At 68.4% G+C, this 22,031-nt stretch carries 15 protein-coding genes; 5 read left to right on the forward strand and 10 right to left on the reverse strand.

What is annotated here, in order from left to right; genetic code table 11:
• Positions 1 to 20: 20 nt before the first annotated feature.
• Positions 21 to 782, reverse strand: coding sequence for an SDR family NAD(P)-dependent oxidoreductase (locus HUN58_RS14925; protein WP_180225079.1), 762 nt, complete (start codon positions 780 to 782; stop codon positions 21 to 23).
• 121 nt (positions 783 to 903) lie between these two features.
• On the opposite strand from HUN58_RS14925, the gene HUN58_RS14930 reads away from it, so the two are divergent.
• A complete protein-coding gene (locus tag HUN58_RS14930; RefSeq protein ID WP_254631508.1) occupies positions 904 to 1,851 on the forward strand; it encodes an AraC family transcriptional regulator in 948 nt (315 codons plus the stop codon).
• Positions 1,852 to 1,967: 116 nt separating this feature from the next.
• Here HUN58_RS14930 and HUN58_RS14935 read toward each other — a convergent pair whose 3' ends face one another.
• The 4 genes from HUN58_RS14935 to HUN58_RS14950 all read right to left on the reverse strand — a co-directional run bounded on the left by HUN58_RS14935 (position 1,968) and on the right by HUN58_RS14950 (position 5,472).
• Positions 1,968 to 2,285 (reverse strand): hypothetical protein, encoded by a 318-nt coding sequence (locus tag HUN58_RS14935; RefSeq protein ID WP_180225080.1) that lies wholly within the window; start codon positions 2,283 to 2,285, stop codon positions 1,968 to 1,970.
• Positions 2,286 to 2,370: 85 nt separating this feature from the next.
• Entirely contained in the window at positions 2,371 to 3,831 is a 1,461-nt protein-coding gene (locus tag HUN58_RS14940; RefSeq protein ID WP_217488539.1) for a hypothetical protein, read from the reverse strand.
• On the reverse strand, positions 3,824 to 4,816 hold the full coding sequence (locus tag HUN58_RS14945; protein WP_180225081.1) for a hypothetical protein: 993 nt from the start codon (positions 4,814 to 4,816) through the stop codon (positions 3,824 to 3,826). The genes HUN58_RS14940 and HUN58_RS14945 overlap by 8 nt, the downstream gene beginning before the upstream one ends.
• A gap of 56 nt (positions 4,817 to 4,872) precedes the next feature.
• The gene (locus HUN58_RS14950; RefSeq protein WP_180225082.1) at positions 4,873 to 5,472 is read right to left on the reverse strand and encodes a hypothetical protein; all 600 of its coding nucleotides are present in this window, start codon (positions 5,470 to 5,472) and stop codon (positions 4,873 to 4,875) included.
• Positions 5,473 to 5,648: 176 nt separating this feature from the next.
• Here HUN58_RS14950 and HUN58_RS14955 point away from each other — a divergent pair, with 176 nt between their 5' ends.
• The gene (locus tag HUN58_RS14955) at positions 5,649 to 6,896 is read left to right on the forward strand and encodes an exonuclease domain-containing protein (RefSeq protein ID WP_180225083.1); all 1,248 of its coding nucleotides are present in this window, start codon (positions 5,649 to 5,651) and stop codon (positions 6,894 to 6,896) included.
• A 62-nt stretch (positions 6,897 to 6,958) separates the two neighbouring features.
• On the opposite strand, the gene HUN58_RS14960 is transcribed toward HUN58_RS14955, so the two are convergent.
• From HUN58_RS14960 to HUN58_RS14980, 5 genes are all read right to left on the reverse strand, one after another.
• Positions 6,959 to 7,513: a hypothetical protein gene (locus HUN58_RS14960; protein WP_180225084.1), complete on the reverse strand. Its 555-nt coding sequence runs from the start codon at positions 7,511 to 7,513 to the stop codon at positions 6,959 to 6,961.
• 38 nt (positions 7,514 to 7,551) lie between these two features.
• Positions 7,552 to 7,830 carry a hypothetical protein gene (locus HUN58_RS14965; RefSeq protein WP_180225085.1) on the reverse strand — a complete coding sequence of 93 codons (279 nt, stop codon included), beginning with the start codon at positions 7,828 to 7,830 and terminating at the stop codon, positions 7,552 to 7,554.
• A 221-nt stretch (positions 7,831 to 8,051) separates the two neighbouring features.
• Positions 8,052 to 14,600, reverse strand: a complete 6,549-nt coding sequence (locus HUN58_RS14970; protein WP_180225086.1) for a DUF4011 domain-containing protein — start codon at positions 14,598 to 14,600, stop codon at positions 8,052 to 8,054.
• Between the two features lie 157 nt (positions 14,601 to 14,757).
• Positions 14,758 to 16,551, reverse strand: coding sequence for a hypothetical protein (locus HUN58_RS14975; protein ID WP_180225087.1), 1,794 nt, complete (start codon positions 16,549 to 16,551; stop codon positions 14,758 to 14,760).
• 284 nt (positions 16,552 to 16,835) lie between these two features.
• On the reverse strand, positions 16,836 to 18,947 hold the full coding sequence (locus HUN58_RS14980; RefSeq protein WP_180225088.1) for a 3'-5' exonuclease: 2,112 nt from the start codon (positions 18,945 to 18,947) through the stop codon (positions 16,836 to 16,838).
• Positions 18,948 to 19,130: 183 nt separating this feature from the next.
• Here HUN58_RS14980 and HUN58_RS14985 point away from each other — a divergent pair, with 183 nt between their 5' ends.
• From HUN58_RS14985 to HUN58_RS14995, 3 genes are all read left to right on the forward strand, one after another.
• On the forward strand, positions 19,131 to 19,451 hold the full coding sequence (locus HUN58_RS14985; protein ID WP_141860980.1) for a nucleotide pyrophosphohydrolase: 321 nt from the start codon (positions 19,131 to 19,133) through the stop codon (positions 19,449 to 19,451).
• The gene (locus tag HUN58_RS14990; protein WP_180225089.1) at positions 19,438 to 21,153 is read left to right on the forward strand and encodes a DUF2075 domain-containing protein; all 1,716 of its coding nucleotides are present in this window, start codon (positions 19,438 to 19,440) and stop codon (positions 21,151 to 21,153) included. The genes HUN58_RS14985 and HUN58_RS14990 overlap by 14 nt, the downstream gene beginning before the upstream one ends.
• A gap of 266 nt (positions 21,154 to 21,419) precedes the next feature.
• Positions 21,420 to 21,833, forward strand: a complete 414-nt coding sequence (locus HUN58_RS14995; RefSeq protein WP_180225090.1) for an ester cyclase — start codon at positions 21,420 to 21,422, stop codon at positions 21,831 to 21,833.
• Positions 21,834 to 22,031 lie beyond the last annotated feature (198 nt).

Raw genomic sequence — 22,031 nt, forward strand, 5'->3', positions numbered from 1 at the left:
GTCGCCCTGCGGTCGCGCCGTCAGCCGAGCCGCGTCGACGCGATCCCGCCGTCGACGTCGATCGTGCCGCCCGTGATGAAGGCCGCCTGGTCGGAGGCGACCCACCGGACCGCACGGGCGATGTCGACCGGCTGCACCGGCCGGCCCGCCGGGGTGCCCTGGGTCATCGCTGCGAGGACCTCGGCCGAGTCGGCGTTCCCCGGCGTCGACGTCGCGCCCGGCGCGACCGTGACCACGCGGATGCCGCGGTGCCCGTACTCCGCTGCCCACGCGCGGGTGAGCTGTTCGACCGCGGCCTTCGTCGCGGGGTAGAGCGCCATGAACGGGACGCCCACGCGCGCCATCCACGATCCGATGTTCACGACGACGCCGTCGCCGCGCTCCGCCATGCCGGGTGCGAGCGCGGCGACGAGGACGTGCGGTGCGCGGACGTTCGTCGCGAGCAGGGCGTCGACGGTGTCGTCGGACAGCGACTCGGTCGGGCCGCCGGGGTAGACGCCGGCGTTGTTCACGAGGACGTCGACGCGGTCGCCGAGTTGGTCGAGCGCCTGAGTCGCGAGGGCTCGGACGTCGGTGGCGCTCGCGGACAGGTCGCCGACGAGGGCGACGGCGCGGCCGCCCTGCGCCTGGATGTCGGCGGCGACCGCTCGGGTGCGCTGCTCGTCGCGGCCGTGGACGGCGACGGTCAGGCCGGCGGCGGCGAGCTCGCGCGCGATGGCCTCGCCGATGCCGCTCGAGGCGCCGGTCACGAGGGCGGTGCGGGTTCCGGTGGTGTTCGTCATGGTCCGATGCTCGCGCCGCGGGGGAGCCCGGTCCTTGCCCGGATCCGCGAGGACCTTGCCGGATCCCGTGACGCCGGTCCTGCACCTCGTACTGCCGCGTCCGCGTGGGTAGGTTGGCGACGTGGACGACCGCATCGCGCAGCACCTGGACCGTGCGGCGGCGACCGCGTCGGCGCACGCGGCGGTCCTCGGCCGCGATGGCCACGACGCCGTCGCCCGCACCGGCTCCGCCCACCACGCGGAGGCCCTCGGGCTGACCGTGTCGCGGGTGCACCAGCCGACGGCGCTGTTCGACCGTCGGTACGTGCCCTCGCTGTCGGTCGTGCTGCGCGGGCGGAAGCGCTCGATCGTCGGGGACGACGACCAGGAGTGGGGACGCGAGCGGTTCATCATCACGCCCGTGGACCTGCCCGTCGTCGCCGGGGTGGTCGACGCCGCGGGCGAGGACGGCTTCGTCTCCGCGGTCTGGCGGCTCGACCCGGCCGTCGTCGGTGAGGTCGTCGCGTCGATGTCCGTCCCCGGCGCCGGGGTCGGTGCTGCGCCGGTGCCGCGGCTCGGGAGCTGGACCGAGCCCCTCGCGGACGCGTTCGCCCGGCTGCTCGGGCTGCTCGACGCCCCCGAGGACATCCCCGTGCTGTTCCCGCTCGTCTCGCGGGAGATCGTGCTGCGGCTGCTGCAGACCCCGCAGGCGCCCCGGATCACTGCGGCGCTCGACGGCAGCGGGACCTCGGTCGTGGCAGGGGCGACGGCGCTGCTGACCTCGCGGATGGACGAGCCGTGGTCGATGGACCGGCTCGCCCGGACGCTGCGGGTGAGCGAGTCGACGCTGTTCGCCCGGTTCAAGGAGGCGACGGGGATGACGCCGGCGCAGTACCTCAAGCGGACGCGGCTGGGGGAGGCGCGGCGGCGGATGGTCGTGCACGGGGACACCGCGGCGCGGGCAGCGGCTGCGGTCGGGTTCCGGAGTGCGTCGCACTTCTCGCGGGACTACCGGGAGGCGTACGGGCGGCCGCCGGCCGCGGATGCGGTGGTGGCGCGGGCGCAGCTGGCGTTGGCGACGGCGGTGTAGTCGCGCGGGGTGGGGCGGGACGGACTGGAGGCGCGGGGCGGGGTGGTGAGGCGCCTCCCGTCCGGTGGGTCGTGCGGTGAGCGACGTCGCTGCGCGACCACGCGTGTGCCGGGAGGTCAGCCGTGTTCGCGGCCGGGGAGTGGGGCGCCGTCGAGGAACGCCTGATAGTCGGCGCGGGCGTCGTCGTCGACGGCGGGGGCGCCGTGGCCGTACCGGGCGTCGGTGCGGTCGCGCTTCGGGCCGGAGAGCCAGAACCACTCGTCGGTGTCGACGTCGCGGAAGTTGGCGTCCCACGACTGCTCGCGGGCGAGGGTGCGGCCGTGGAAGTACGCCGTCTTCCAGGTCTTCGTGAAGCGCACGCGGCTGATCCAGGCGGGGCCGGCTTCGAGGGGGCGGCCGGTCTTCAGCTGGACGTACATGATGCGCTCGGGCATGGGGTGAGCGTAGCGGCGTTCTTCGTCCGGGCACTCGCGTTCCGAGGCCGGTCCGGCTGAGTCCCATCAGACCGTCCACCGGACGTCAGTCGAGGAAGTAGGCCGCGGTCTTCTCGTCGGAGTCGAGGATGTCCGCGGAAGCCACCCCGACCTCGATCGCGAGCGCGACCGATCCGGTGAGCGCGATGTCCACGTCTGGTGAGAACGCGCGGTCGAGGACTGCGACGTACGTCGACGTCGCGGATCTGAGCCGGTCGACGAGTTGTTCCTGTTCGCTCGTGAGACGTTCTCCGAGCAACCGCTGCTCGTCGGCGTATCGCTCGAGGAGCTCGCGCTCCCGCCGAGCGAGGGAATCGGACACCGTCTGGTACATCACGGTCCCGATCGTGTTGCCGATCACGGCTCCGAGGACCGGGATCGGGATGACCGCTTGGCCGACGAGCGACGAGACCGCACTGACCGCAGCTTCCAGCGAGACCAGTTCGGCACGCTCGATGAACTCGCTCTCCGTGATCGTTCCGGTACGTAGCCCGTTCGCCAGCTCGGCGACACCGAAGCTCGCCGTGACGAGTGCACTCGCAACAGCAGCGGGCGTCGCGGCCAGGTTGGTCAAGGTGTAGACACTCGCACCGCGGACACCGCCCTTCACGACGCCCACTCCCGATTCGCCGAGGACCTCGGTCCAGTCGCCGGTGGTGAACTGCGCGAGCGGTGTCCCGGCACGGTGCTTCCTGACGACTGCCATGACGAACGTCGTCACCCCCTCGACGGCGCCGGAGGCGATCGTGGCCTTGCCCGCCTCTCGGATGGATGCTCGCCCTGCGGCGGATGCATCGGCACGCTGTGATCGAGCGGTTGCGCGCAGCGAGTCCTTCTCGCTCTCGAGAGTGGCCGTGTACGAGCCGCGTTGGACGTCCGCGTAGTCGAGCGCAGATGGCTCGAGGGAGTCCACGTCGACTCGTCCGGTACCGAAGAACGCTCGGACGCGAAGCCAGTCCCGGTACGACGGGCCGTCACCGGACCCCGCGACGAGCTTGCTCGCGTCGGTTGCCGACATGGCGTGCAGGTCGCGGATGGTCTCGTAGTGGTCCGCGGGGATCTGGTACTTCCCACCGTTCCGGATGAAGTCCGGATACTTGTCGAGGTGCTCGCCGATCGCCCCCAGCCCGAGACGACCGCCCGCGGCGACGAACTTCTGCTGGATCTCGACGCCGTCCCGGAGGAGGTCGACCGGGCCGTTGTCGTTGACCCACCCGTAGCGAGCAGCCTCGCCGACGATCCGTGCTCGGGCGTTGCCGACGCCGACCTCGGCGACCTCCGCGATGAAGCCGTGCATTCCCTTCACTCCGCCTCGGTTCCGGGCGACGACCTCGAGGTCGATCCTGCGGAGCGCTGCGTCGACCAACGAGAGTGCTCCGTCGAGGTCGTCGGCGTGCCGTTCCAGGCGGGCGAACAGCGTCTCGAGGCGGACCTCGTTGAGGTGGTTCACCCAGGCAGCGACAGCCTGCTCCTGGGTCCGCTTCGCGCCGCTGATCGGGTCAGTCACCCGCTGTCTCCGGCACGATGCGCGTCCCGAGGAGGCCCGCGCAGGAGGACGCTGAGTTGACCAGTGACGCAAGACGCGCCTGATCCGCCTTGGAGAGCCCGGTGAAGTCCTGGCCGAAGGCGGCGAGCGACTGCGTGTAGTTGTCTCGCAGGAGTTTGCGGACCGATGTGCTCCGCTCGAGCAGGGCCCTGATCTGCGTCTCGAGCGACCGGACGGCGGCAGTGTTCTCGCGAAGCGCGAGCAGCGCCTGGTGCTTCGCTTTCCGTGTCTCGGACTTCTTCTTCGTGAAGAGCACGATCGACGTGAGGAGCGCCGCCCCGGCCACGCTCCAGCCGATCGGACCGGCCAGTGCGAGGAGCGCTCCGCCCATCGCGGTTCCGCCCCCGCCGGCCGCCAGCGCGCCGCCGCCCAACCACGCGAGTGCTGCGTTGGTGGCTGCCGCTCCCGACAGCGTCGAGATCGCCGTGCCGGTGGACGCCGCGCCGAAGGTCGTCGCAGTCCACATCGCCGCTGCGGGCGCGAGGCTCGCCACGGCGGCGCCGACCGAGATGCCGGCACCGGCGCCGATTGCCGACGCCCGAGCGGCTTCAAGATCCTTCCGCGCGAACTCTTCGGCCTCGACGAACGCGGTCCGGTTGAGCTGGACCCCCTCGAAGGCCGTCTCGAACGACTTCGGCGTGTTGGCGATGCTGTTGACCAGGTGCTCGACGAGTGCGAGCAGGTCCGTCGACCGCTCACGCTGCCGGAGGAGCGCGAGGCCCGTGTCGGTCATCGACGTGTGCGCCGCGTTGTAGTCGACCGTGGCTCGTTCGTACGGATCTTCGTCCGGGACCCTCCGGGCCTCGAGAGCATCCGCCGCTGATTCCCGCAAGGAGCGCGCTTGGCCGATCACGCGCGACGAGGTGTCACGTGTGGCCTGCCCCACCGTGTCGAGGGTCTTGGCCAGGCCCTGCTTCAGCTTCTCGGGGTCGATTGGTTGGGGCAACGTCACTCCTGTCCTCACCTTTTGGTCTTCGGAAAACTACCCGAAACGAGCGACAGTCAGGTCGGGTTGGGGACACGGCGCGGTCGTCGAGGCCGCCTTCTCGAGACGGTCGGGTCAGGCCAGCGGAGCCGAGGATCGCGCGACGACGAAGCCGAACAAGGCCTCCGGGGTGACGGCCGCTCGACCTCGGAGGAAGCCCTCGACAGCGCGCGCTGCTTCCACCGGGGAGCCCCGACGTCCAGGAACACCATCTCAGCGTCTGCTGAACCGAACATCCGCTCGGCAGACGGGTTCGTCCATCGTCTGCCGCCGGTGCCGGACCGATGTTCTTGCTCTGTCGAGTGGCGTCGGTAGTCGACCGCCCACGGAAGTGTTGACGCGAACGGGGCGAGCAGGGTCAGCGTGCGGTAGCGATTGAAGTGGAAGTCCTCGTCGAGCTCGACGACGACGTCGCCGTACGACAGATCCCAGGGGCCCGGTCGGATCTGCGGCTCGGGTGCAAGTCCGCCGAGCGAGCGGTACAGGTCGAGGATCTCCGTTCGGATGCTCGCAGTCAGATCAGGAAGCCTCGGCGCCGCCGGCCGAGGCGTCCTGGTGAAGCCCATCCGGACGAGAGCATCGTCGAGCACCGCAGCACGTGCGCCGGTCCTGGTCATGGGCACAGTCTGGTGCTTCGACTGACTGCCGCGGATGAAGGACGCAGGAGATCGAGGGCTCTCGAGCCGCAGAGCGGGCACACCGTTCGGGGGCTCGCTCTCTCGAGTCGCAGCAGCGATGATGGGGTCGAGGAGTCGCGCATCACCGACGCGACTCGGAGGAACACCGGGGGAACATGCACAACGGGTATGCCGTCGTCGACTTCGAGACGACGGGTCTGTCGCCGGCCTACGGGCACCGCGTCATCGAGATCGGGATCGTCCACGTCGCACCGGACGGGCAGGTCGAGGAGTCCTTCGAGACCGTCGTGAACCCGGACCGCGACTTGGGTCCGACGCACATCCACCAGCTGCGCGGCGCCGACATGGCCGGAGCGCCGTCGTTCGAGGACATCGCAGGCACGCTCGTCGATCGCCTCCGAGGGCGCGTCCTCGTCGCGCACAACGCGCCGTTCGAAGCGCGCTTCCTCCATGCCGAGTTCGACCGGATCGGTGTGCGGTCGCCGTTCTCCGATGCGTCGCGGGCGCTCTGCACGATGCGGCTCGCGCTCGAGTTCCTGCCCGGCTCCGGGCGGAAGCTCGCGGACTGCTGCAGCGCCTACGACATCGAGCTGACCGACGCGCACGAGGCGCTCGCCGATGCCCGGGCGACGTCCCAGCTGCTCGCGGCTTACATGGCGACATCAGCGGACCGGAGCCGCTGGGACACCTGGGGCGCGACGGCCGCAGGGCTCACGTGGCCGCGGGTCCTGACGACCGGAGCCGGGTGGCTTCCGCGTCGGCGCGGTGGGGCTGCAGTTGCTCGGTCTCGGGTCGACCGCGCCACGGACCGGATGCCGGCGGTCGACGGCAGCGGCGCTGCGTTTCAGTACGCAGCGCTGCTCGACGCGGCACTCGCGGATGGGCTCCTCAGCACCTCGGAGACGGCGGCGCTCGAGGCACTCGCGCGAGACTCTGGCCTGACCTCCGACCAGCAGCGTCGCCTGCACCAACGCTACTTCGACGACCTGGTCGAGGCGGTCTGGGCCGATGGCATCCTGACCATCCAGGAGCACATCCAACTGGAGCGTGTGGCTGTGCTCCTCGGGATCCCGAACGACCGTCTCGAGGACGCGGTGCACAGCCGCAAGCCGGGCGAGCGGCGTGCGGCGACGGCGGCGATCGAGCCCGAGGACGAGAGCGTCTCGCTCGACGAGAGCAGCATCGTGACGCTGACGGGTGAGATGCGTCGCGGTCGTGCCGCCATCGAGGCCGATCTGGCGCGGCACGGCATCCGGACGGCACCGGCGGTGACGAGGAAGACGACCGTGCTCATCGCGGCGGACGTCGACAGCCTGTCGGGCAAGGCGAAGAAGGCGCGGCAGTACGGGATCCCGATCCTCGGGGAGGACGTGCTCGAGGAAGCCTTGGCGGCAGCGCGCTGAACGACACTCGCTGATGAAGGCACCCGGCGCCGCGACCTCGACAGCCGCGGAGCGCTCGTTCGCTATCTCGACGTCGCGAGCGTCACATCGTCTTTGAGGCGAGCGAGTTCACCTGTCGCCGTTCGACGCCATGCGGCGCCGGCGTTGTCCCGGAACGTGATCTCATCGACGCCCCGGTTCTTCGACCCCGTGAAGGGACGAACGGGGTCTGCGATCTCGTGGACGGGCTTCGCGTAGTCCCACCGGAACAGTCGGCCGTCCTCTTTGCGCTGGTCTCGGTTGGGAACGAAGTACTGGCCGGGAGGAACACAAGAGAGCGACGGAACGCGGTCGGTGGTGAAGCCGTGGCAACTGATGCGAACGTCGTAGACGGGGTCGTCGGACGAGTTGCGAACGATGACGCCGTAGACGATGTTGCCGCCGCGCCCGATCTGCATCGCAGCCCAGGCGCTGAGTTGCTTCGCATGCTGCCGACGCTCGTCCTCCTTGGCTTGCTCGTCTCGCGCCGACTCGATGCGGAACAGTTGCTTGGCCTGCACCGCCGCGGCTACAGCCGCCACCAACGCCCCTGCCGTCGCGATCGCGCTCACACCCTCGAAGAACGTGTCCCACCCCATGCGACGAAGCTAGCACCGATGTGATCACGCGCCGGCAGTCAGGATGAGGCGCAGTTCGGTGCGGCACCGCGGTCAGCCCGCACCGAGGCCTGCGCGGTGTCGCTGACGGCGGCGAAGTCGCCGAAGATCTGTGACTTCCGCGCGAGCATCCGGACCAGGGCGGCATCCACGCCGTCCTCGGACAGCAGCCGGTGCACCTGGACCGTGTCGAGCTGGTCCATCCGTCGGGCACGGGCGATCGCCTGCCACTCGGCCGTCTGCTTGAGCTGCGGTTCGCATATTCCGACGACCGAGGCTGCCTGGATGCTGAGCGCCACAGCGCCGTCTTGTCGCCCGTCGACGTTCGTGACTCACGACCAGGCGGCGCTCGCCACGGGCAGCACTATCGACGTCGACGGCGGGATGCCGTCGACGCGGCTCGGCTGAGACCGGACTGGACGACGGAACCGAGGCGCGGTGCCAGCTGGCACCGCGCCTGTCCTCCGTCCACGGGTCGTCCGAGCGACCGCTACTCATGGGGCAAGTTCGTGCCCCTGCTTCAGGGAAGCGCGAGCATCCCACGCTCGTTCCGTCGGAGGCGTCCCGAAGCGAGACCGTGGACCGTCGCCTCCGTCAGACGACCGAGAACCGGCCCGCTCATGCGGTTCCCGCCGAACAACGCGTGGGTCTCTCGACGCAGGATGTCCTCTGCCAGCGCACCATGCGTTCGCAGGACATGGCGCATCGCGTTCGTGATCTCGCGCACGCTGACACTTTCGAGTGGTCGCTCACCCGTTCCGACCTCGACTGTGCGAACGTCATTCCATCGTTCCGGCGTGACGCCGACGGGCCACACGAAGCGCTCGTCGCTGCTCCAGCGGAACATCGGCGGTACGAGCTCGATGACGGCCGCGGCGTCGGTGTCGGACATCTCCGCTACACCGAAGGCCGACCCGACCGTCGACACGAGCACGTGAGCGGCAACCGGCCCCTCGGCTTGGATGACCTCGTACACGATGCCCTGGACCACTGCAGCGTTGTCCGGCTGGCGGATGTCTCGGAGGACCGCGACGTCGCCGGCGACGCGCCGCGGCCACCGGACGAACGGCTTGACCGATTCCGAACCCTGCGGCTCGATGACCGGTGCCGCCACTTCGGTCCTGCTGGGCACCGCCGACCTATGTCCTTCGGTCGCGCTGCGCTGGTCCTCCGGCAGTCGGTCGGCGCTCCGAGCGAGCTGTAGCGTCGGTGCTTGGGTCGCGCCGACCGGAGGAACGACCAGCGGTGCTTCTGCCTTTGGAGGGTCCGCAAGTTCGAGCGATGGAGCCGTGACGGAGGGGGCGGGGCTCACGGGGCCCACTCGATCCGCGCTGGTGGTATCACCGCCGAGCGCTCGATCTGCCTCGAGGGCCGCCTCAATGCGGTCGAGTACCAGCTCGCGAGACGACAGCCACTCGGGCAGCCACACGCGCTGCACGCTCGGCCAGTGCATGAGGTCACGGAGGACCTCCGTCGGCAGCGCGTCGCGATCGGCAACGGTGGCGCGGTCTGCCCAAGCCGCGCTGTCGAGGAGGACCGCCACGGTCGGCGCGTGCGGCCTGCTTGCGGAGGCGACCGCGATGTCGACCTTGAAGTCGGACAATCCGACGTCCGTGGTCACAGCCAGTCCGCGTGCTCGCAGCGCCGCAGCGATGTCCTCGCGGTGCCGATCGGTGAGCCCGACACTCGAAGGCGCGCCGAGCACAGCGTCAGGGCCGCGCTGCGCCAGTTCGAGGTACGAACGCAGGTGCTTGATACCGACCGAATTCGTTTCCTCGATACGCAGGTCCTGCGGATCGAAGCTCGAGAAAAGGATGACCTGGCGTCGTGCACGAGTGATGGCGACGTTCAGCCGCCGCTCGCCGCCTGGGTTCGTGAGCGGCCCGAAGTTCAGCGGAAGGACACCCTTCTCGTTTTTGCTGAACGCCGTCGAGAAGAGGATGGTGTCACGCTCGTCGCCCTGGACGTTCTCGAGGTTCTTCACGAAGAGTCCGTCGACAGTGCTGTCGAGCGCCTCGCCGATTCGCTCGTCGTCGGACGATCTGAGCAGTTCCTCGATCAGCGCCCGTTGCTGCGCATTGAATGTGACGACACCGAGCGAGGGGACCGACTCTGGCGAGTGTGCGAATCGAGCATGGATCTCCGCAACGATCGCCTCGGCTTCCACCGGGTTCGTCCGGAGCGACTTCGTCGTTGCTCCGGCTCCCGCGCGGATGAACGTGCCGTCGACACGGCGGAGCGAGACTCCGTGGCCGTCGAGACCGTCGTCGGCCCTTCCGAGGGCCGGTGCGGGGAACGAGGTCAGTTGATCCTCGTAGTAGTGCCGGTTGCTGAAGGCGATCAGCGACTCGTCCTGGCTGCGGTAGTGCCAGGTCAGCTGATAGCGGTCCACGCGCGCCTGCACGCACTCTGCGAGGATCGACTCCTCGTCCGCGGCGACCGATTCCAACGGGCTCTCGTCGTCGTCATCGTCGTCGCCGAGGGTGGTCTCGGCGAACGACGTCGGCGGCATCTGCTTCGAGTCCCCGACCACGACGACCGCTCGGGCACGACCCATGGCGCCGATGGCATCGGCGACACGCACTTGCGATGCTTCGTCGAACACGACGAGGTCGAACAGACCGCTCCTCGCTTCGAAGAAGCGCGCGACCGAGTCCGGACTGACCAGCACACACGGCGTCAGTTCGGTGATGACGTCGCCGTAGGTCGACATCATCTCGCGGAGCTTCATACGGCTGCGCTGCTTAGCGATCTCGGCGACCAGCCGGCCTGCGGAACCGGTCGCGTTCGTCGCCGTGAACGATCGTCGCGCGACGACCTGGTGAGGGATCTGCTGCGGAAGATGATCACGTACCTCGAGCGCCGCTGCCGTGTAGCGATCGATGTGCCGGACGTGTCCTGGGGCATCGAAGGACTCGAGACCGGTCGACTGCGCCCGCTCTCGGCGCATCGCCGCAGCAAGCCCGCGTTCGAAAGCCTCCATCGCCTCTTCGGCAGGCACCGCCCCGGTGAGCAACGCGTCGTACGCGGCGGTCATGCCTGCCGCTCGGATCACCCGGAGACCATTCCGCCACTGCAGCCACGCGAGCGGTGTGACCGCGGACATGTGCGACCCGTCGCGACCGGGTGCCGTCGCCGACCAGCGCTCGACGAGCGGGACGTCCTGCAGCCAGCGTCGCCAAGACTCGGGAGTCGCGTGGGGCATCTCCAGGAGATCGGCGAGGGCGTCGGCGTACTCGCGGACCGCTGCGAGAACTGCGTCGTCGACGGGTCCGCCGCGCGTCGCACAGCGCTCGAGTGCTGCGCGGAACCGTCGATCCTCGCCGGAGACGCTGGCGGTGTCGATGGAACGCACGAGCTGGCGGAGATCGTTGACCTGACGAGCAACGGACGTCCGGTCGTCGGGGTCGAGAGGACTCCAGGCGGCGTCCACGTCGATACCCGGAACCGACCGTACGCGACTGCCCAACGATCGGGCGTGCTCCTGCATCTCAGCGGCACGTCGAGCCAGCGGTACGAGGCGCGCGTGGTCGAGTTCGACGTTGGCCTGCAGGACCGAGCCGAACTCCTGAGCGACGGCACCGACACGCTTCTTCCGGCCGAAGATCCCCGACTCTTGAGCTGTCGCTGCGTCCTGCACGATGCGAGGGAGGTCCATACGGAGCACGTCCGGCCGCAGGACGGAGAGCACGTCGGTGAAGCGATCGGCGAATTCGGCCGTCTCCGTGCCGAGCGAGTCCACTGCGCTGCGCCATCGCTCGGTCCGAGCCTCTGCGAGCACCAGGGTGTCCACAGGCGGAGCCTCCAAGACGGTGACCAGGAGCCTGGCGTCTCCCGTCGTCGTCACCCCGAGCACGGCCTCCTGGACGAGGTCGTCGGCTGGGAGGCCCGCGACGGCCTCGTCGAAGCGCCTCACCCGCCGGGCAAGGTCAGCGGCGTCTGCTTCGTCGTCTGTGGGGTCCACGAACGCCCAGCTGTGGTCCGGACGAGGCTTCGCCCGGAGCGCAAGGTCCGGGAGTTCGCGGAGGACGGTCCGGATCTCGTGAAGCTGTGTCGTCGTCACCGCCCCGGCCACGGGGAGCGGGACCTCGAGCTCGAACGTCGTGTCGCTGGTAGCGAGCTCTGCGTTCCGGGCCGCGTAGAGCGAGCGGCCGGCAGCGTTCTCAGCGTGGAGCTGCACGGCGTACCGTGCCAGCCTCCCGCGCGAGACCGCGGCGTTGTCCGAGGCCCGGCGGAGGGCCTCGGTGTCGACGACTGGTCGCTGAGCCAGGGCCTCCCGCAGGCGTGCCCGTACCTCGACGGGCTTGCTGCCTTTGTCGTGGAGATCCAGGGTGAACGGTCCGAGCCCGACCTGCGCCAGTCGTCGCCGTACGACGTCGAGCGCTGCGCGTTTCTCCGCGACGAACAGCACGCGGCGGCCGTCAGCGATCGCCTTCGCCAACAGGTTGGTGATCGTTTGGGACTTGCCCGTCCCAGGGGGCCCTTCGAGGACGAACGTGTGGCCCTCGCTGGCAGCGGCGACGGCCTGGAGCTGTGACGAGTCAGCCGATACCGGCAGCTCTCCGAGCAGCTCGTCGAGCGCCCTGTCGGAGGCACCGGCGTCGAGATCGACCGGAGCGCCGACGAACGGCTCGGTCGGCTGATCGATGAGGTGCTTGACCAGCGGGTTCTCCGAGAGCTCACGCCAGTTCTCGTCGAGATCCTTCCAGAGCCGGAACTTCGCGAACTGCAGCACCGCGAGGTCGACAGTGGGCTCGATCGTCGCCGACAGACCGGCAGCCATGATTGCCCGACGGGTGGCCGCGAAGACGGCGTTGACGTCTATGCCGGACGCGTCCTGCGCCGGCTCCGCGAGTTCGGGGATGCGCAGGCCGTACTCGGCATGGAGCTTCTCGAGCAGGCTGTAGTTCGGCGTCGACGCTCCGGAGTCGTCGAGCGTGATCCGGTAGGTCCCGCCTTTGGCGCGCGTCTTCAGGGTGACCGGGACGAGGATGAGCGGAGACCGGACCTCCTTGCCCTTGACGTTCCACACGAGCGACCCGAGTGCGATGTACAGGTTGTTCGACCCGGTCTCCTCGACGACGGTCTTCGCCTTGTACGCGAGGGCTTGGAACTTCCGCGTGTAGTTCGCTGTCGCGGCGTCAGCGAACAACTGCCGCTTCGTCCGGAACAGGGTGGTCCTGTCCGCGTCGGGGAGCTGCGAAGCCCACTGCACCCCGCGCTCGCGGACGACCGCGGGCAGCGCGTCGGACGGCAGGAGCTCGAGCGGCTCTCCCGCGCTGAGGACATCCTCGAACTCGGCGAGTCCGTCGGAAGCGACGAACAGCGGGAACTGCGCCGTCCTCGTGAAGTTGATGAGCCGGTTCCGCAGACTCAGATCGAGCAGGTTGTTCTTCCACTGCCGGACGCGCGCAGGAGTGTCGTCGTCTGAGCGTGCCGTGGAGCCGTCGAAGACGGGCGGCACGTACGCAGCCGGGTCGGTCCGCTCGACCTGGTACTCGACGACCGTGACCTGTCCGGTCGGATCCGTGACGCGCGCGGGCAGCGGCAGGATCCGAGCGGTGGAGCGGGCGAGGTACAGGTCGACGTACCCGAAGAGCTCGTCCAACCCGTACGCGCGGATCTTGTCCAACGAGGCTCGACGGATGTCGTCGATGGACGCGCCCTGGTCTTCGGCCGTGAGCATCGTGGTCTCGAGGACGGAGATGTGTCCCTCGGCCAGCAGGTTCCGCAACACCGTGTGGTCGTCCATCACCACGTTCGGGAGCTGCTGCTCCACCCGCCAGTATGCGAGGAAGGCGTGGCCCGGTACGACGACGAGCATCGAGCGAACGCCGACACGTTCCAGCGCAGCGGCGAGGGTCGTCGCGGTGTCGAGACAGGTGCCGAAGCGGTCGTCGAGGACCTCTGCTGGCGTCCGGACCTTCTGTCCGATGTCCGACCAACTCGCCGGGGGCACGCTGTACCGGACGTGGCGGGCGCGGATCGCAGCGACCACGGACTCGACCGTGCGGTCGACCCGCTCCTCGTCCTGTTGGTAACCGACGAACGAGCCGTCGCCGGTCATCGAACGGAGGCGGTCAGAGGCGTCGTCCATGATCGGCGCGAGTGCTGGGTGGTTCGGTTGCACGTGCGCGGCGAGCATCTCCAGGGAGAGCTCGAACTGGCTCGGGACGAGGAGCCATTGCCCTGCGGCGAGGACGTGCACGTCAGCGGTCGCTTCGGCGAGGACTCGGTCCCCGTCACGGAGTACTGCTCGCACGCTGCCCGGCCGTGAGTCCTCGACGTTCATCATCTGCGTCGGGTCGAGCGTGAGCCCGAGGTCGGTCTTCGTCACGGCGTCGGCGGAGGGCTCGAGGTCGAAGAAGTGCTCGCGCGGCTCGCCGAGCCCCGCCCCTGCCGAATAGATGCTGACGGTGAGTCGGGCGTTCCTGACCGCAGGCCCCCGGTGCAGGATCGTCACGCCGGGCAGCACCCGGACACGGTTGTGGGCCATCGCGTAGCTGACGATGCTGGCCCCGACCAGCGTGATGTCCGTGGAACTCGTCGAGCGAGCGGAGACCTCTGTACGCGTGTCAGAAGGCTCCGCTGATCGGACGGTCTCGACGACTTGCGACCCAGCTTCAGCGGACCCCACCATCGTCGCCTGGAAGTCGCGCCGGAGCGATGCCGCCTGCTCGGCTTGTTCGGAGGCGCCGATGAGGTCGAGAAGCCGGTAGACGCTGTCGAGTGCTCGGTATGTGTCCGCGTCGTCGAACTCAGCGTTGTGGGCCCACCGGTTCCGCATCTCGCGGAGCTCCCCGGCGAGGCGACTCCCGTTCCGGTCGAGAAGCGCGTCGAAGGGGCGGCCGAGGCGGGGCAAGGTCTCGGTGACGATCCGGAGCAGCACCTGCAGGTCGGTCTCGTCGTATCGCCGCTCGCCGCCACCCTTCTCGCGGTCCTTCACAGCCAGGATCTCGGTCCAGGACACTCCGGCACGGAGACGCGGCTCCAGCGTCGACGTAACGACCGGCCGGAGACCCGCCGCGAGCGTTCGTAGTCCGGCAGCGACGTGGTCCGCGTTGTTCACCAGCGGTTCCCCCAGTTCTCGTTCGTGGACGCTGTCGCGGTAGAGACACGTTCGTGCGTCCGACTCACCTCATCGTGGCATGAGTCACTGTCAAGCATGGACGCCGTCGCGCTCGTCGCAACGGCGGTTGTTCCGAGCGCCGTCGAGCTCTCCGCGCTCAATGCGCGTTCGGTGTCGTGAGATGGCGACCGATGTACCCGATGTAGATCATGCCCGAGCGATCCGAGTCGTCGAAGTAGTGCATTCGCGGCGCGAATCGGTCGCGATGCGTCGGTTTGAAGTGCGCGAGCATCGGAACCGCGCCGGTTGCGTCCACAGATGACGGAACTGGCCGCACGCGCTCACTGTGCATCGTCCTCTTGTTGATCACTGTCGCGCTCTCTGTGGCGGCATGCCGCTCGGGCGAACACTTCGTGCCCGTTTGAGCGTCGTCGTTCAGGTACATGTGGACATTGCCTGCGTAACCGTTCTCCTTCGCGCCGACGTAGTCGTACAACACGCGGACGTACGACCAGAGGGCGGCTGCGTACCGCCCCGTTCCGTCACGGTCGTCCACCTGGGCAGCGATGTCCTCGTCGCCGGTGAAGACGACTCGGCTGCGAGCATGATGTGCGTCGGTCCCCGCAGTGAGCCTTGCGACGAGCTCGCGGACATCGGCAGGAGCCTCCCACAGCGACTCGTCCCCGTCTGGTGTGAAGCGCGCTCGTTGATCTGCATCCAGACTCCTACGGAGCCAATCACGTTCACGAGCTGCTCTTCGGGCCTCATCTGCCTCGATCGCTGCCTCCACCTCGAGGTCTGCGATCCGGGAGTTGAGATCCTTGATCCTGTCACTGAGATCTGACTCGCGGTCGCCAGCCTCGGCGAAGAGACGTTCGTACGTGTCCTTCTCGAGCGCCGCTGCACCCATGAGCTTGTCGAGCTCGTCGAAGTGCTCCTCGCGAGGATCTGCGACCCTGAGCCAGCGGAGGACGAATGCGCCGGCACGGCGGACGAGGTTCGACGAGACGGCCGGGTGTTCATCAGGTGCCCAATCCATCGGGATACGCAGAGCACCCGTGCGCGCTGGTACTGGTCGGGACACAGCTGGCGATGCGACGTCGTGCTCCCGGTCGGGGTCGTCGCGGGTAGTCGGGCTCCGAACTTCCCCAGCTGTCGGGACGATCGCAGGAGCGCTGAGTTCCTCTGCGACGACTTCGTCGATCAGGGTGTCTCGCGCTCGTCGGGCTTCTTGCTCGCGCAACAGACGCATCGTGCGCCGAACGTCCTTCGGGAGCTCGAGTTCGAGGAGCCGCCGTCGGATGCCAGACGCATGCGTCGCTCGGAGCGCAACGTCTGCTTTGCCTCGGCGTATTGCCCGCGCGAAGGTCGAGGGACCCAGGACCCTGTGTCGAACCGAATCGAAAGCCGCTTCCAGGTCGACGGAAGGTGCGAACGTCCTGATGCGCCCAGGCTGCACAGCATGGGATACCGGCATCAGCGAGTTGAACTCCGCGACGGCATCGTGCGTCATCACGTAGACAGACGCCACGCCGACGCTGTACTGCGTGAGGCTCTCGACGGTCTTCGACCACGCCCTGTCTGTCTCGGCGCCCAGCGACGAAGCGACGATCACCGAGGTCGAGCGGGCGTCGTCGGTCAGCACGTCGATGAGGTCCCCGACGTCATCCTGCCGGACCACCTGCGGCGAGTTGGTCAGTCGAGCAGAGCCGTCACGCACCTCCACGCGATCCAGGATCTGTCCGACGATCCGCGGAGGGGCGACCGTCAGGACGGAGTCCTCACCCTTCTCGATCACGTGACCGGTCTCGATGATGAGTGTTGACGTCGATCGTCGGCCGAAACCGCTTCTCAGCGCGTAGACGGAAACGATCCACGAACCGCGGTTGTGCTCGACGAGCCGGATCAGCTTCCGGTGTGTCTGTCCACGCTCGTCAGAGCGGTCCGTCACTGACAGGACGGCACGCGGACCGAGTACGAAGTCGCCGGACCCCTCCCAATCAGCGGTGTCGAGCGTTGCCGATCGACGTGGGTGGGTCTTGGTCAGCAGCCAAGTTCGAACCTCTTCTTCCGCCAGCTGCGCCGCGTCGGTTCCTTCTGGCAATCGGAGCACAGCTCGGTAGCCCACTGATTGTCGCTCGACGGCTCGTTGTGCTTCGAGGACCGCCGAACGCCCCGAGGGAGTCATCGACCCATGTACTTCATTCATCTCCGGCACCTCTCGATCGCCCAACCTCACCGGACGCCGACCCACAGCCCGTCGCGGGCCCGGGTCATGCCGACGTACAGCTCCCGACGGTCGAGCTCCCGCCGCTCCCGGTCCGCCTCCGACGGCTGGCCCGTCTGCTCGTCGAGGAGCCGTCCGCGCACGTGCGCCAGCAGCACCTGCTTGAACTCGAGCCCCTTCGCGCGCTTGATCGTCCCGACCTTCACCGCGTCGACGGTCTTGCCGTCGTAGCGCTGCAGCGACACGACCGGGATGCCGGCCGCTCGCAGCGCCGCCGTGACCTCGTCCGTCTGCTGGTTCGTCGCGGTGAGGACGCCGACGTCGCCGTGCCCGGTCCCGACCAGGTGCAGGACCTGCCGGATGCGCGCGACCATCGCCGTGTCGTGGTCGCCGCTGCTCGTCGCCCGGTGCACCGTCGGCACGCTCCCGGATCGGGTCACCGCGGAGATCGCGTCACCCACGCCGTCGACCCCCTCGATGTCGACGAACTGATCATCGGCGACCATCTGCTTCGCGAACTCGAGTACCTCGGCGGTGTTGCGGTGGTTCAGGTCGAGCACGACTCCGCGTCCGGCCAGGCTGATCCCGAGCTCGCTGAGGGTGTAGCCGCCCGGGTAGATCGTCTGCTGCCCGTCGCCGATCAGGGTGAGGCCGTCCTGTCGGTCGCCGACCAGCGCGTGCAGCATCGACACCATCGCGCACGACAGGTCCTGGGCCTCGTCGACGATCACCGCGCCGTACCGGTCGAGCGGGCGCTCGCGGAGGGCGTCGCGCGCCATGAGGACGACGTCCTCCCAGTCCGTCCCGCCGCGCTTCCGCAGACCCGTCGCGTACGCCTCGTAGAGGTCCCACACCGCCTGCCGCGTCTCCAGCGGGAGCGCGTGCTTGCGTCCGACACGGGACAGGTCGGCGTACTCCTCGAACCGCGTCAGGCCGCGTCCCTTGATGACGTGCTTGACCTCGTCCTCCCAGTACCGGCGCGTGAAACGCGCCGAGCGCAGCGGACTGGAGGCGCGGATCGCGTTCCATGCGTCGTCGAACGCGAGTCGCGCCTCCCGTCCGGGAACGCTGTACGCGATCCCGCGCTCGTCCAGCAGGCGCTTCGAGAACGCGTGGACGCCCATGAAGTCGACGCGACCGACCATGTCGGGCGCGAGGCGCGCGAGGAGCGATTCGAGGACGGCGGGGAGGGTCGCGATGTACGTCGTGAACAGGACGCGACTGCCGGTGGCGCGCGCGAGGTAGGCGGCGCGGTGCAGGCCGACGACGGTCTTTCCGGTGCCCGCGGCACCGCGGATCCGCGCGGGACCGTTGAAGCTGCGGCGGACGAGCTTCGCCTGTGCCGGGTCGAGGAACGCCATCCACTCCTCGATCGGGGCCTCGAGCACGCCGTTGAGCAGCTTGTCCGCGAGCTCGTCGTCGTGCGCTTCGTCAGCGTGGTCGTCGTCGTCGGCTCGGTCGTCTCCTGGGACGGCCGGCGGGACGCTCCGCGAGAGGACCGGTGACGGCACGATGACCTGCGGTGGGGTGTCCGGCTGCTCGCCGATCACGGGGAAGTGCCGCAGCAGCGCCGCGAGCACCTCGTCGACGCGGGAGGCCGAGAGCCGGGCACCGCGCTTGGTGATGTGGCCGATGACGTCGTGCGCCCCGAGGACGTCGACCGACGCGACCCGGGCGTGCATCCGCCTCTGGCCGGCGAGGGCGGCGATCGCGTGCACCTCGTTCGGTGCGAGACCCGTGTCGGCGAGGGCTGCCTCGGTCGAGTAGGCGAGGTCCGCGAGCCGAGCGATGTCGTCGGTGACGTCCTCCTGGCCGCGGGTGATCCGGTCGCCGTGGACCGCGACCTCGCGCCACGCCTTCGTGTCGACGATGAAGACGCCGCCGCGGCCGACGACCACCATGTCGACCTGGGCCGTGCGGCTGCCGGGCCACTGACGGTCCGCGAGCAGGTGGTAGCCGATGCCGGCGAGTGGGGCGAGGATCCGGGCGGTCTCGCTCTCGGTGCGCTCGGCGATCTCGAAGCGCTCGGCTCGCCGTTCGGCGTCGTCGGCCTGGCGTCGGTGTGCGTCGGCGAGGCCGCGTTGGCGGCGGGCCTCGAGGCCTGCGGATTCCCCGGCCATCGTCATGGTGCGTTCCCCGGGGATCCTGTGCGTCGCAGCGTGCGTCGTCCCCTGGGCGCACGGTGCTGAACCATCCTCGTGGATGGGGGGTGCGTGGAGTCAGCACCAGTTCGGGGTGCAGGGCGTTGTTCTGAGTCTGCGCTGAGGTGCCGCCCGCGATGATCGCGCTGCTACCTTCTGGGCATGGCGGAAGACGGACTCCAGGAAGAACTCCGCGCGTTCGTCCGAGAACGCGAATGGGCGCAGTTCCACACTTCGGAGAACCTCGCGAAGAGCATCTCGATCGAAGCGGCGGAGCTGCTCGAATGCTTCCAATGGGACGCGGAGGGCGATGAGTCGAGGGTGCGCGGGGAGCTCGCGGACGTCCTCACCTACTGTTTCCTCCTGGCCGACGGGCTCGGGGTCTCGCCCGAAGCCCTCATCCGGGAGAAGCTCGTCGTGACGCGGGCCAAGTACCCGGTTGAGCGGGCTCGAGGGCGGAGCGCCAAGTATGACCAGCTTTGACATCGAGAAGCTGCCGTTCACGGCCGAGCATCTTCGGTCCTGGCGCGATGTCGACCCACGCTTCATCAACTGGCCGGTCGTGTACATCCTCGACGACGGGAAACGGGTCTACGTCGGGGAGACGTTGAACACAGCCGCCCGCATGCGTCAGCACCTGGATTCGCCTGATCGCGGAACGCTGAAGGCGGTTCGTCTCGTGCTCGACGACACCTTCAACAAGTCGGTGTGCCTCGACCTCGAGTCGCAACTCATCGCTCTGCTCGCCGCAGACGGCAAGTACACGGTCCTGAACAGCAACAAGGGGATCGTCGACGCCGAGTACTACGATCGGTCCCGCTACCGCGAGACGTTCCGGGAGATCTTCGATGCCCTGCGGCACCAGGAGGTGTTCACGCGGAGCTTGCCGGAGATCGAGAACCGGGAACTCTTCAAGCTGTCTCCGTTCAAGGCGCTCAATCGTGACCAGGCGGTCGTGATGGAGGACATCCTCGAGGGCTTGTTCGACGACTGGGAGCTCGATGCAGCTGCACCGATCGCCGTGCAGGGCGACCCTGGCACGGGCAAGACCATCGTCGCGGTCTACCTCCTCAAGCTCCTGAGTGACATCGCTGATGGGAAGGGGTTCGACGATCTCGAGAGCGACGCGCTGTTCTCCGACTTCTTCACCGAAGAGAACCGCGATCGGTTGAGCACCGCACGGCTCGGGCTCGTCGTGCCACAGCAGGCCCTGCGGGCATCGCTCAAACGGGTATTCGCGAAGACCCCTGGGCTCGACAAGGCAATGGTGCTGACGCCGTTCGAGGTCGGTCAGAGCGACGAGCGATGGGATCTGCTTGTCGTCGACGAGTCCCATCGGTTGAACCATCGAGCCAATCAGGCCTCGGGCATGCAGAACAAGAGCTTCGGAGAGATCAACCGCAAGCTCTTCGGAGAGGATGCAGACCACCTGACGCAGGCGGACTGGATCCGCAGGCAGAGCCGGCACCAGATCTTCCTGATCGACTCCGACCAGAGTGTCCGACCGGCTGACCTTCCGCAGAGCACGCAGAGGGCACTCATCGCGGGGGCACGCGAGTCTGATCGCCACTACCGGCTCTCCACGCAGATGCGGGTGCGAGGTGGCTCGGACTACGTCTCGTTCGTCCGCGGGCTGCTTCGCGGTGAGCAGCGCGAGCGAGCAGACTTCGGCGACTACGAGCTGCGTCTCTTCGATGACCTCGGGAAGATGCACGAGGCGATCCGTGCACGAGACGCCGAGGTGGGGCTCGCACGGCTCGTCGCTGGGTACGCCTGGGAGTGGAAGAGCAGGAACGATGCGGACGCCTTCGACATCGAGCTCGACGGGCAGCGGCTGAGGTGGAACCAGACGCAGAAGGACTGGATCACGTCAGCGGGCGCGTTGGAGCAGGTCGGCTCGATCCACACTGTGCAGGGTTACGACTTGAACTACGCGGGCGTCATCATCGGTCCGGACCTGCGCTTCGACCGGGAGACACAGCGGATCGTGTTCGACCGGGCGAACTACTTCGACAAGAAGGGTATGGAGAACAATCCGCGTCTGGGTATCGAGTACTCAGATGATGACGTGCTTCGCTTCGTCTCCAACATCTACGCAGTCCTGATGACGAGGGGAATGCTCGGCACTTACGTCTACGTCGTGGACCCGGCTCTGCGTGAGCGGCTGCGGACTGTCGTCAGGTAGATGTGAGCCGAGCGGAGATCGATCGATTCAAATCGCTGGCCCGGTCTCAATAGCGTCGCCCACCCGAGCTCGTTTCTCGGGCTACGGGAGGTGGCTCCGTTGACCGCTGGGCACGAGGTCGTGGGTCCGAAGAATGGTCAGATCCCGCGCGACCAATCGGCAATCGTGATGAATACATCAGCCAAGTCTGGAATCCGATAAGAACTATTATCGGAATCGACCCGGTAGCCGTGCGTAGGCTCGAGTCACACGATGAGGAGGCTCTGATGGCGGTTGAGGTGACAGTGGGTGCCGGTCCGACGCTTGCGGCTCGGGATCGGATGCGGCAGCAGGAGCTGCCTCTGGAAGAGCGGTTCACGGACGACTTCACCGACCACGATGCCGCCGACGGGCAACCCCAGGACGGGTCCGGGATTGCGTGGTTCTGGGAGCAGTTCGGGAAGGCGTTCACCGACATCGAGCGGGAGGACGTCGAGACGATCGCGACACCGACGAAGGTGATCACGATCTCCACCCTCGCCGGCACGCACACGGGGGAGTGGTTGGGGCACGCCCCGACCGGGCGCCGGTTCACCGGGGTCCGGAACGTGCAGGTCATCGGGTTCCGCGACGGCCGCGCCGCGGAACGGTGGGGCAGCACCGATCAGCTCGGCATCCTGCAGCAGCTGGGCCTCGACTGACGTGTCCGATCAGCAGGCGACAACCCCTGCCGTGACCGTCGGTAGGCGGGCGCTGACGGCGGAGCAGCGTGCTGCGGCGGAACGCTCCCGCACGGCGTTCGCCCGACTTCGAACCGCCGCCGGTGACGGCGCCCCTGCTGGGTCAGCTGCGGTCGTGGTGCCGGTGGGTGCGTCGCCGCAGGTGTTTGCCGAAGCGTC

It is taken from the genome of Curtobacterium sp. Csp1, assembly GCF_013347185.1.